The following is an 11,713-nucleotide window of genomic DNA, read 5'->3' as shown; positions in this document are numbered from 1 at the left end:
CTACTTCGCGCCCTCGAGGGCGTTCTTCACGGTGTCGACGAGCTCGCCCCAGGAGACGTTGAACTTGTCCACGCCCTCCTTCTCGAGCAGCGCGACGACCTCGTCGTAGGAGATGCCCTGCGCGGCGACCTGGTCGAGGACCTCCTGCGCGGCGTCGTACGAGCCGGCGATGGCGTCGCCGTGGATCTCGCCGTGGTCGAACGTCGCGTCGAGCGTCTTGCCCGGCATGGTGTTCACGGTGTTCGGGGCGGCGAGCTCGGTCACGTAGAGCGTGTCGGGCAGCGACGGGTCCTTGACACCGGTCGAGGCCCACAGCGGACGCTGCGTGTTCGCACCGGACTCGAGGAGGCCGAGGGCGCGTTCGGTGGCGAACGCCTCGGTCCAGACCTGGTACGCGAGCTGTGCGTTGGCGATGCCGGCCTTCGACTTGAGGGCCTTGGCCTCGTCGGTGCCGACGGCGTCGAGGCGCTTGTCGATCTCGGAGTCGACGCGGGACACGAAGAACGAGGCGACCGAGTGGATCTTCGAGAGGTCGTGGCCGGCGGCCTTGGCCTTCTCGAGCCCGCCGAGGTACGCGTCGATGACGGCACGGTAGCGCTCGAGCGAGAAGATCAGGGTCACGTTGACCGAGATGCCGGCGGCGATGACCTCGGTGATGGCCTCGAGGCCCTCGACGGTCGCCGGGATCTTGATGAGGACGTTCTCCTTGCCGACCTTGTCGAACAGGAACTTGGCCTGCTCGATGGTCTTCTGGGTCTCGTGCGCGAGGCCCGGCTCGACCTCGATCGAGACACGGCCGTCGAAGCCCTTGGTCTCGTCGTAGATCGGCTTGAAGACGTCGGACGCGTCGGCGACGTCCTGCGTGGTGATCTCGAAGATCGCGTCGGTGACGTCGGTGCCCGCGGCGGCGAGCTCCTTGACCTGGGCGTCGTAGCGCTCGCCCTTGGCGAGGGCGGACGCGAAGATCGTCGGGTTCGTGGTGACGCCGACGACGTTCTTCTCGGCGATGAGCTGCTCGAGCTTGCCGGTCTCGAGGAGCTCGCGCGAGAGGTCGTCGAGCCAGATGCTGACGCCGACCTCGGAGAGGGCGGCGGTGGGGGTGGTCTCAGCCATGTGTTGTTCTTCTTCCTTCGTCGGCCGTGTGGCCGTGGTCGTGGGGACCGGGGGCGCGTGGCGGGGCCGAGCCGCGCCTCCCGGCAGCAGGGCCGGATCCGGGTGACCGGACCCGGCCCTGGTGGGTCAGGAGGCCGCGATGCTTTCCTTCGCGGCCGCGACGACGTGCTCCGTCGTGAAGCCGAACTCCTGGAAGAGCGTCTGGTAGTCGGCCGAGGCACCGAAGTGCTCGATCGACACGCTGCGGCCCTTGTCGCCGACGATGTCGCGCCAGCTCATGGCGATGCCCGCCTCGACGGACACGCGGGCGGTGACGTCCTTCGGGAGCACCTGGTCGCGGTAGTTCTCCGACTGCTCGAAGAACCACTCGAGGGACGGCGCGCTCACGACGCGGGCGTTGATGCCCTCGCCCTTGAGCTGCTCGCGCGCCTCGACGGCGATCTGGACCTCGGAGCCGGTCGCGATGAGGATCACGTCCGGGGTGCCGTTCGGCGCCTCGGCGAGGATGTACGCGCCCTTGCCGACGTTCTTGGCCGACGCGAAGGTCTCACCCGAAGCCTCGCCCTCGCCCCGCTCGAAGACGGGGAGGTTCTGACGGCTCAGCGCGATGCCGGCCGGGCGGTCCTTGTGCTTGAGCATCTCGAGCCACGCGTAGGCGACCTCGTTGGCGTCGGCCGGACGGACGACGTCGAGACCCGGGATCGCGCGGAGGGCGGTGAGCTGCTCGATCGGCTGGTGCGTCGGGCCGTCCTCGCCGAGGGCGACCGAGTCGTGCGTCCAGACGTAGATCGCCGGCGCCTTCATGAGCGCGGCGAGACGGACCGCCGGGCGCATGTAGTCGCTGAAGATGAGGAAGGTGCCGCCGAAGGGGCGGGTGTTCCCGTGCAGGACGATGCCGGAGAGGATCGAACCCATCGCGTGCTCGCGGATGCCGAAGTGCAGCACGCGGCCGTACGGGTCGGTGCTCCAGGTCTTCGTCGAGGCCTCGGCCGGGCCGAAGGACTTGGCGCCCTCGATCGTGGTGAGGTTCGACTCGGCCAGGTCGGCCGAACCGCCCCAGAACTCGGGCATGAGCGGCGCGATGGCGTTGATGACCTTGCCGGACGCGGCACGGGTCGAGACGGCCTTCTCGGTCGGGAAGACCGGGAGCGCCTCCTCGAGGCCCTCGGGGAGCTCGCCGGCGTTGATGCGGTCGAGCATCGCCTTCTTCTCCGGGTTGGCCGAGGCCCACGCGTCGAAGGTCTTCTGCCACTCGGCGTGCTCCGCCTGGCCCTTGGCGACGGCGCCGCGGGTGTACTCGAGCACCTCGGGGTCGACGTGGAAGGTCTGCTCGGGGTCGAAGCCGAGGACCTCCTTGAGGCCCTTGAGCTCTTCGCCGCCGAGGGCGGAGCCGTGGATCTTGCCGGAGTTCTGCTTGGTCGGCGACGGCCAGCCGATGATCGTCTTGAGGACGATGAGCGACGGCTTCGTCGTCTCCGCCTTGGCGGCCTCGACGGCGCGGTACAGCTCCTCGACGTCCTCGGAGTACTCGCCCGTCTTCTTCCAGTCGACGTGCTGGACGTGCCAGCCGAGCGCCTCGTAGCGGGCTGCGACGTCCTCGGAGAACGCGATGTCGGTGTCGTCCTCGATCGAGATCTGGTTCGAGTCGTAGAAGACGACCAGGCGGCCGAGCTGCTGGCGACCGGCGAGGCTCGCGGCCTCGTTCGTCACGCCCTCCTGCATGTCGCCGTCACCGGCGATCACGTAGGTGAAGTGGTCGAAGGGGGACTCGCCGTCGGCGGTCTCCGGGTCGAACAGACCGCGCTCGAAGCGCTGCGCGTAGCCGAAACCCACGGCGGACGCGAGACCCTGGCCGAGCGGGCCGGTCGTGATCTCGACGCCGTCGGTGTGGCCGTACTCCGGGTGACCCGGGGTCTTCGAGCCCCACTTGCGGAGGTGCTGGAGGTCCTCGAGCTCGAGACCGTAGCCGTGCAGGTAGAACTGCACGTACTGGAGGATCGAGGCGTGGCCCGCGGAGAGGATGAAGCGGTCGCGGCCGATCCAGGTGGAGTCGCTGGGGTCGCGACGCATCACCTTCTGGAAGAGCAGGTGGGCGACCGGCGCGAGGCTCATCGCGGTGCCGGGGTGACCGTTGCCGGCGGCCTCGACCGAGTCGGCGGCGAGTACGCGGGCCGTGTCGACGGCCTTCCTGTCGATGGCGTCCCAGGTGAATTCAGCCACTTGGATGTTGACCCTTCTTGAATGCGACATGTGCGAGGGCTCGTGCCATCGCACGGACATGATCGCCATCCCGGGGGCCGGGGTTCGGGTCGCCGTCTGCTGGCGGCCGACCGGCTCGTCGTGACCGACGTCTTCGGGGCACGCACTGCGGGAGGGCGACTCCAGCATAGTGACCATGCACTCAGTGAGGGTTCAGGTGACACGTTCTGTTCACCGTGTGCGGACGCGGGGTGCAGCGCTCCAACGCCGACCGTCCGGACGGCCCGGGCGTGTCAGCGTCGTCGGTCCGTCGCGGTCACACGGTCCGGGCGGGCACGGCCACGCGTGGCGGGGGAGTGCTCGTCCGACCGTCGATCGGTCCGGATGGCGGGGCGGGGCATCGTCGCGGCGCCTCGATGGCCTAAACTGACGGAGGCCCGTGGTCATTCCGGGTCGACGCACGCCCGGACGACGACGGAGCCGTCCACCGAGTGTGCGAGCTGACGCGAAACAGACTGAGGTTCCCTTGCCCACTGCCACCGTGACCCGGCCGGACACCGATCGACCCCGATCGACGCTCTCGCGCAAGGTCCGGGCGTACGTCTCCCTGACGAAGCCCAGGGTCATGGAGTTGTTGCTGGTCACGACGGCGCCGACGATGTTCCTCGCCGCGCGGGGCGTCCCGGACCTCTGGCTCGTGTTCTGGACGATGCTCGGCGGTGCGATGTCGGCGGGCTCCGCGTCGGCGTTCAACTGCTACATCGACCGCGACATCGACCGGCTCATGAAGCGCACGAGCACGCGGCCGCTCGTGACCGGCGAGCTCTCCGACCGTGAGGCCCTGGTGTTCTCGTGGACGCTCGGCATCGTGTCGACGGTCGTCCTCGTCGTCTTCGTGAACTGGCTCGCCGCGGCGCTCAGCGTCATCGCGATCCTGATCTACGTCTGCGTCTACACACTCTGGCTCAAGCGGCGCACCCCGCAGAACATCGTCTGGGGTGGATCCGCCGGCTGCATGCCGGTGCTGATCGGCTGGGCCGGTGTCACCGGGTCGCTGAGCTGGGCGCCGATCATCCTGTTCATGGTGATCTTCCTCTGGACGCCGCCGCACTACTGGCCGCTCTCGATGAAGTACCGCGACGACTACGACGCCGCCGAGGTCCCGATGCTCGCGGTCGTGCGCGGCCGCACGGTCGTCGGCCTGCAGGTCGTCCTCTACGCCTGGGCGACGCTGGTGTGCTCGCTCCTGCTGATCCCGGTCGCCCACATGGGGCCGCTGTACACGGTCGTGGCACTGGCGGGTGGCATCTGGTTCGTCGTCGAGTCGCACCGGCTGTACTCGCGGGCGATCCAGCACGTCGAGCAGGTGCACCCGATGCGCGTGTTCCACAGCTCGATCACGTACCTGACCCTGCTCTTCATCGCGGTGGGCATCGACCCGCTGCTGCCGCAGGTCTTCACCTTCTAGGGAGGGCCGCGACCGGTCCCGACGTTCGCGACGCGGCCGCTGTCGACGAGCCCGTCGGTGCCGCTGTCGCACGACGGGGCCGCTGTCGCACGACAGCGGCCCCGTCGTTCGTTGCACACGCGGGTTGCGCGGCCGCGCAACCGACGACATCGCTGTCGTCGGACGACGACGATGACGTCGCTCCACGACGGCGGCCTGGAGGCGCGGGGCGGGCCGGCACCGTGCCTCCCGTCCGGTTGGCGGTCGCGACCAGACCACGGAACGCGCGCGTTCCGACGATCCGCGCGTCGATGAGGTGGTGCGTCGTCGAACCGGGCGTGCGGTGGATCACGCACTGCGCGGGGAACGACGGAGCGCGCGTCGATCGACGCGCGCTTCGTCGTTCCGGGACGCCGGTCAGGCGTCCAGCGGCTCGCGGACGGCGCCGCGACCGGCGCTCCCGCGGGTGGAGAGCACGACGGCCGTGGTCGCTGCGACGAGGAGGCCGGCGAGCACCATGTGCGTGCCGACGAGTCCGACCGGGAGGCCCGTCCGGGCCTGCGTCAGGCCGACCGCGATCTGGACGAACTCGACGACGAGGAGCGCCAGCGCCCACCGGCTCGAGAGTCGCAGCCGGACCGCACCGACGACCAGAACGAGGGTCAGGGCGAAGAGGACGTAGGCGGGGACGGCGTGGACGTGCTCCATGACGGCGGGGTCGAACCCGGTGCGGTGCAGTCGTCCGCCGTCGACGGCCTCGTCGGCGCCGGCGTGCGGGCCGCTCCCGGTGGTGAGGATGCCCACGAGGACGGTGACCACGACGGCCGCGACCGTGCCGCGGACGACGTTCGTGTACCACGCGGGGACGAGTCGGACCGCGGTGCGGGGCCCGTTCATCGCGCGGTACACGAGCGCGGCCGTGACCGAGGTCAGTGCGGCCGAGACCACGAAGTGCAGTCCGACGACGAACGGGTTGAGGTTCGTCCAGACGCTGACGCCGCCGATCACGGCCTGCACCGGGATCGCCGCACCCTGGGCGAAGGCGAGCCAGAACAGCTCGGGACGGGTGCGTCGCATCCGCACGACGGCGAGGAACGTGGCGATCGCGACGACGACCAGCACGAAGGTGAGCAGCCGGTTGCCGAACTCGATGACGCCGTGGATGCCCATCTCCGGCGTGGAGACGAGCGAGTCCGACGTGCACGTCGGCCAGGTCGGGCAGCCGAGGCCGGACGCCGTGAGCCGGACGAGCCCGCCGGTGCCGATGAGGACGACCTCCACGACGAACGACGCCCACGCCAGCCAGATCACGCGGACGTCGACCGCGCGGGGGAGGGACCACCACCGGGTGCGGACGTCCTGCTCGACGGGGGATCCGACGCGAGTCACGAGGGTGGTGCCTTCCTGTTGTTCCGTGCACCGAACCTGTAGGATTCGAGGGTTCAGCGGCAGTCAAGTCTAGGCAGGCGCCGGCTCCGAATGGGCCGAGATCGTCACTACGGCCCGCCACCGCGTGGAACCATTGGCGTTGCGAGGCAGCAGCACCCTGGCCGACCGTGTCGGTGGTCCGGGGTGGAATGGCGTCCAGGTGCGCCGGGTTGGTCCCGGTGACGCTGCCGCGAGAAGGAAACGAGGAGACCATGTCCGACGTGCTCATCGACCGTCCCGAGCTCGAAGGGCTCGGCCAATACGAGTTCGGCTGGTCCGACTCCGACTCGGCCGGCGCCTCCGCGCGCCGTGGCATCTCGGAGGAGGTCGTGACCGACATCTCGAACCTCAAGGGCGAGCCCGAGTGGATGCTCAAGAACCGCCTCAAGGGCCTGCAGCTGTTCGGCCGCAAGCCGATGCCGACGTGGGGTGCCGACCTGACCGGCATCGACTTCGACAACATCAAGTACTTCGTGCGCTCCACCGAGAAGCAGGCACAGTCGTGGGAAGACCTCCCCGAGGACATCCGCGCCACCTACGAGAAGCTCGGCATCCCCGAGGCCGAGCGCCAGCGCCTCGTCGCAGGCGTCGCCGCGCAGTACGAGTCCGAGGTCGTCTACCACCAGATCCGTGAAGACCTCGAGCAGCAGGGTGTCATCTTCATGGACACCGACACCGCGCTCCGCGAGCACCCCGAGATCTTCGAGGAGTACTTCGGCACCGTGATCCCGGCCGGCGACAACAAGTTCGCCGCGTTGAACACGGCCGTGTGGTCGGGCGGCTCGTTCGTCTACGTCCCGAAGGGCGTGCACGTCGAGATCCCCCTCCAGGCGTACTTCCGCATCAACACCGAGAACATGGGGCAGTTCGAGCGGACGCTGATCATCGCGGACGAGGACTCCTACGTCCACTACATCGAGGGCTGCACGGCGCCGATCTACAAGTCGGACTCCCTGCACTCGGCCGTCGTCGAGATCATCGTGAAGAAGAACGCCCGCGTGCGCTACACGACGATCCAGAACTGGTCGAACAACGTCTACAACCTCGTGACCAAGCGTGCGATCGCGCACGAGGGCGCCACGATGGAGTGGATCGACGGCAACATCGGCTCCAAGGTGACGATGAAGTACCCGTCGATCTACCTCGCGGGCGAGCACGCCAAGGGCGAGACGCTGTCGGTCGCCTTCGCCGGTCCCGGTCAGCACCAGGACGCCGGCGCGAAGATGATCCACATGGCGCCGTACACGACGTCCTCGATCGTCTCGAAGTCGATCGCCCGCGGCGGCGGACGTGCCGGGTACCGCGGCGAGGTCCGTGTCGACCCGAACGCGCACCACGCGGCGAACACCGTCCGGTGCGACGCGCTGCTCGTCGACACGATCAGCCGGTCGGACACCTACCCGGCGATCGACATCCGCGTCGACGACGTGCAGCTCGGCCACGAGGCCACCGTCTCCCGCGTGAGCGAGGAGCAGCTGTTCTACCTCATGTCCCGCGGTCTGCCCGAGGACGAGGCGATGGCGATGATCGTCCGCGGCTTCATCGAGCCGATCGCCCGCGAGCTCCCGATGGAGTACGCACTCGAACTCAACAAGCTCATCGAGATGAGCATGGAAGGATCCGTCGGCTAGATGTCCAGCACCACCGAACAGCCCAGCGCCGCCGCGACCGGCGGCACCGAGCAGCACGGCGCTCGTGCGCACTCCGACGGCGGGTGGGACGTGGCCGAGAAGAAGGTCCCCGTCCAGACCCGGTCGGAGCGCTTCCAGTCGGCCGACCTCGACGCCTTCCCGGCGGTCACCGGTCGTGAGGTCAACTGGAAGTTCGCGCCGCTCGCGAAGCTCCAGCCGCTGCTCGACGGCGGACTCGACGGTTCGCCGTACCCGTACCTCGCGCGGCAGTCCGACGGCGCCGACGTCGAGTGGGTCCGCAGCGACGACCCGCGCGTCGGTTCGGCCGGGCTCCCCGAGGACCGCGCATCCGCCGCTGCCTGGACGGCGCGCGACGCGGTGCTCGCGGTCACGGTCACGGCCACCGAGCAGCACGAGTTCATCACCATCACGCGCTCGGACTTCGGCACGCAGCCCCGCGCGGCGCACACGGTCATCACGGCCGAGCCGAACGCGCAGGGCATCGTCGTCATCGACAACCGCGGCAAGGCCCTCCTGAGCGAGAACATCGAGATCGTCGTCGGCGACAACGCCCGACTCACGGTGGTCAGCCTGCAGGACTGGGACGACGAGGCGGTGCACGTCTCGACGCACTTCGCCGAGGTCGGCCGCGACGCCTTCCTCAAGCACGTCGTGGTGTCCCTCGGCGGCGACGTCATCCGCGTGAACCCCTCGACGCACCTCGGCGCGCAGGGTGCCGACACCGAGATGTACGGCGTCTACTTCGCGGACGCCGGGCAGTACATCGAGCAGCAGGTCTACGTGAACCACGACGCGCCGAACACGCGCGGCCGGGTCAACTACAAGGGGGCGCTGCAGGGCGAGGGTGCGCACACCGTGTGGATCGGCGACGTGCTCATCGGCCGCCCGGCCGACGGCACCGACTCGTACGAGCAGAACCGCAACCTGGTCCTGACCGACGGCACGCGCGCGGACAGCATCCCGAACCTCGAGATCGAGACCGGCAACATCGAGGGCGCCGGTCACGCCAGCGCCACCGGTCGCTTCGACGACGAGCAGCTGTTCTACCTGCAGGCTCGCGGCATCCCGGAAGAAGAAGCACGGCGCCTCGTCGTGCTCGGCTTCCTGGTCGAGGTCATCCAGAAGATCGGTGCGCCCGAACTCGAGGAGCGGCTCATCGCCGCCGTCGAGGAGGAGCTGGCCGCTGGTCGCTCGGTCATCGCCGAGGCGGACCCCGAGACCGCGCAGGCAGACGCCTGATGGCCGAGAAGGTCTGCGCCGAGGCCGACATCGCGGTGGACAGCCCGATGCGGGTCGTCGTCGACGGCACCGCCGTCGCGATCGTGAAGGACTCCGCGGGCGTCGTGCACGCCATCGGGGACACCTGCACCCACGGCGACATCTCGCTTGCCGAGGGGTTCGTCGAGGGCGATGCTCTCGAGTGCTGGGCGCACGGGTCGAAGTTCTCGCTGACCACCGGCAAGCCGCAGAACTTCCCCGCGTACGAGCCCGTGCCGGTCTTCCGGGTCGAGGTCCGTGACGGCGACGTCTACGTCGACGTGCACGACCCGGTCCCCGTCGACTGACCCCGCCGTCCCGGGCCGGATCGGCCCCCACCACGTCCCGCGGCTGACGCCGCGCACCAGCTGCAACCGAAGGAACGCAATGTCCACTCTCGAAATCCGTGACCTCCAGGTCTCGATCGACACCGATCAGGGCACGAAGGAGATCCTCAAGGGCGTCGACCTCACCATCAACGAGGGCGAGATCCACGCGATCATGGGGCCGAACGGCTCCGGCAAGTCCACGCTCGCGTACACGATCGCCGGGCACCCGCGCTACAACGTCGACGGCGGCTCCATCACACTCGACGGCGAGGACGTCCTCACGATGAGCGTCGACGAGCGCGCCCGCGCCGGCATGTTCCTCGCCATGCAGTACCCGGTGGAGATCCCCGGTGTGACGGTGTCGAACTTCCTCCGCACGGCGAAGACCGCCATCGACGGTGAGGCCCCCGCGCTCCGTGGCTGGGTGAAGGACCTCCGCCAGTCGATGGCCGACCTCAAGATGGACTCGGCGTTCGCGGAGCGCAACGTCAACGAGGGCTTCTCCGGCGGCGAGAAGAAGCGCCACGAGATCATGCAGCTCGAACTCCTCAAGCCGAAGTTCGCCGTGCTCGACGAGACCGACTCCGGCCTCGACGTCGACGCACTGAAGATCGTGTCCGAGGGTGTGAACCGCGCGAAGGGTGCGACCGGCCTCGGCGTGCTGCTCATCACGCACTACACGCGCATCCTCCGCTACATCAAGCCGGACTTCGTGCACGTGTTCGTCGCCGGCAAGGTGGCGGAGCAGGGCGGCCCCGAGCTTGCCGAGCGCCTCGAGAACGAGGGCTACGACCGGTACGTCCAGGCCGCAGCGGCGGGCAACTGATGATCACCGCACTCTCCCCGGAGAAGTTCGACGAGGTCGTCGAGGGCCTCAAGGAGGTCCAAGACCCGGAACTCGGCGTGAACATCGTCGACCTCGGGCTGATCTACGACCTCGCGATGGACGACGAGGCGAACGCGCTCGTCATCAGCATGACGCTGACGAGTGCGGGCTGCCCGCTCACGGACGTCATCGAGGGTGACACCGCGAACGCGCTCGACGGGATCGTCGACGCCTTCCGGATCAACTGGGTCTGGATGCCGCCGTGGGGCCCGGAGCGGATCACGGACGACGGGCGCGAGATGATGCGTGCGCTCGGCTTCTCGATCTAGTCGCGACCACACCTGACGGGAGGCGCGGTGCCAGTGGGCACCGCGCCTCCCGTCGTTCATGTGGCTGCGCTGGTCGTCGCGACACGCCCGGCGGAGTTCGCCGTGGTCGCACGAGCTGTCGCTTCCGCGGTGCGCTGGCGACGCTTTGTGCGACCTCGGCGTCACGCGTGCGGCATGTCGTGCGACCTCGGTGTCCGCACCCGGGCGTGTCGTGCGGCTCGTGCGGCTCGGGCGGCTCGGCGGCTCGGTTGGCTCGTGCGGCTCGGGCGGCTGGCCCCCGCGACGACGACACGCCCGGCGGGGTTCGCCGTGGTCGCACGAGCTGTCGCTTCCGCGGTGCGCTGGCGACGCTTTGTGCGACCTCGGCGTCACGCGTGCGGCATGTCGTGCGACCTCGGCGTCCGCACCCGGGCGTGTCGCGCACCCGTCCGCCGGACAGCACAACGGCCGAGGTCCCAGCACCCTGGGACCCCGGCCGCTGCCGAGCGGTGCGCCGCGCTCAGCGCCGGCCGACGGCCTTCCACGCCAGCGGCAGCACGCCCGCCGCGATGAGCGCCTTGGCGACACCGCCGAGGACGAACGGGTACAGCCCGGCAGCGAGCACCGACTGCAGGTCGTTCGGCGCGCCGAGCTGGCCGAGCGCGACCGCGAGCCACGGCAGCCCCGTCACGAACGGGATCGCGCTCGCGAGCAGCATCGCCACCGAGGCCCGGCCGACGTGGCGGTCCCAGTTCCGACGGGCGAACCAGCCGACGAGCCCGGCCGCGGGGATGAAGCCGATCACGTAGCCGAAGCTCGGCGACGTCAAGGCAGCGAACCCGCCCGAGAACCCGGCGAAGAACGGCGCACCCGCGAGGCCGGCGACCGCGTAGACGAGGAGGGAGAGCATGCCGCGTCGGGCGCCGAGCGTGGCGCCGACGAGCACGACCGCGAGGGTCTGGCCGGTGATCGGCACGGGCCACATCGGGACCTCGACCTGGGCCATCGCTGCGGTGAACAGGGCACCGCCGGCGACGAGGGCGGCGTCGGTGGCCAGGCCGTGGGAACGAAGACGGTCGGCGAGCACTGCGCGGCGAGCGAACCCGGTGGCGTTCGTCATGGATTCTCCTAGAATGGACTGCTGGTCCCGTTCT

Annotated in this window: 10 protein-coding genes; 6 read left to right on the top strand and 4 right to left on the bottom strand. The window is 69.4% G+C overall.

The genetic code is table 11. From position 1 onward, the window contains the following. Both tal and tkt read right to left on the bottom strand, forming a co-directional pair. Complete coding sequence (tal, locus tag MON03_RS08810) at window positions 1-1,113, bottom strand: transaldolase (protein WP_022902303.1); 1,113 nt, start codon at window positions 1,111-1,113, stop codon at window positions 1-3. Window positions 1,114-1,239: 126 nt separating this feature from the next. After that, the gene (gene tkt / locus MON03_RS08805; protein WP_175329187.1) at window positions 1,240-3,333 is read right to left on the bottom strand and encodes a transketolase; all 2,094 of its coding nucleotides are present in this window, start codon (window positions 3,331-3,333) and stop codon (window positions 1,240-1,242) included. A gap of 520 nt (window positions 3,334-3,853) precedes the next feature. Between tkt and MON03_RS08800 the strand changes: the two genes are divergently transcribed. Next, window positions 3,854-4,780, top strand: a complete 927-nt coding sequence (locus MON03_RS08800) for a heme o synthase (protein WP_022902336.1) — start codon at window positions 3,854-3,856, stop codon at window positions 4,778-4,780. 396 nt (window positions 4,781-5,176) lie between these two features. On the opposite strand, the gene MON03_RS08795 is transcribed toward MON03_RS08800, so the two are convergent. After that, window positions 5,177-6,148: a COX15/CtaA family protein gene (locus MON03_RS08795; protein WP_175329188.1), complete on the bottom strand. Its 972-nt coding sequence runs from the start codon at window positions 6,146-6,148 to the stop codon at window positions 5,177-5,179. A gap of 251 nt (window positions 6,149-6,399) precedes the next feature. Between MON03_RS08795 and sufB the strand changes: the two genes are divergently transcribed. The 5 genes from sufB (at window position 6,400) to MON03_RS08770 (ending at window position 10,580) form a co-directional block, all read left to right on the top strand. Beyond that, a complete protein-coding gene (gene sufB, locus MON03_RS08790) occupies window positions 6,400-7,818 on the top strand; it encodes a Fe-S cluster assembly protein SufB (RefSeq protein ID WP_022902337.1) in 1,419 nt (472 codons plus the stop codon). Further along, window positions 7,819-9,078 (top strand): Fe-S cluster assembly protein SufD, encoded by a 1,260-nt coding sequence (gene sufD / locus MON03_RS08785; RefSeq protein ID WP_242088103.1) that lies wholly within the window; start codon window positions 7,819-7,821, stop codon window positions 9,076-9,078. Further along, window positions 9,078-9,404: a non-heme iron oxygenase ferredoxin subunit gene (locus MON03_RS08780; RefSeq protein WP_372378814.1), complete on the top strand. Its 327-nt coding sequence runs from the start codon at window positions 9,078-9,080 to the stop codon at window positions 9,402-9,404. The genes sufD and MON03_RS08780 overlap by 1 nt, the downstream gene beginning before the upstream one ends. A gap of 79 nt (window positions 9,405-9,483) precedes the next feature. Further along, window positions 9,484-10,251: a Fe-S cluster assembly ATPase SufC gene (gene sufC, locus MON03_RS08775; protein ID WP_175329190.1), complete on the top strand. Its 768-nt coding sequence runs from the start codon at window positions 9,484-9,486 to the stop codon at window positions 10,249-10,251. Continuing rightward, on the top strand, window positions 10,251-10,580 hold the full coding sequence (locus tag MON03_RS08770) for a metal-sulfur cluster assembly factor (RefSeq protein WP_022902786.1): 330 nt from the start codon (window positions 10,251-10,253) through the stop codon (window positions 10,578-10,580). The genes sufC and MON03_RS08770 overlap by 1 nt, the downstream gene beginning before the upstream one ends. Window positions 10,581-11,079: 499 nt before the next feature. Here MON03_RS08770 and MON03_RS08765 read toward each other — a convergent pair whose 3' ends face one another. Further along, the gene (locus tag MON03_RS08765; protein WP_242088102.1) at window positions 11,080-11,679 is read right to left on the bottom strand and encodes a biotin transporter BioY; all 600 of its coding nucleotides are present in this window, start codon (window positions 11,677-11,679) and stop codon (window positions 11,080-11,082) included. Between the last annotated feature and the right edge of the window lie 34 nt (window positions 11,680-11,713).

Origin of the sequence: Curtobacterium sp. DN_7.5 (genome assembly GCF_022655355.1) — a bacterium.
GTDB lineage: Bacteria > Actinomycetota > Actinomycetes > Actinomycetales > Microbacteriaceae > Curtobacterium > Curtobacterium luteum.
This window is presented reverse-complemented; position numbering and strand designations above follow the sequence as displayed.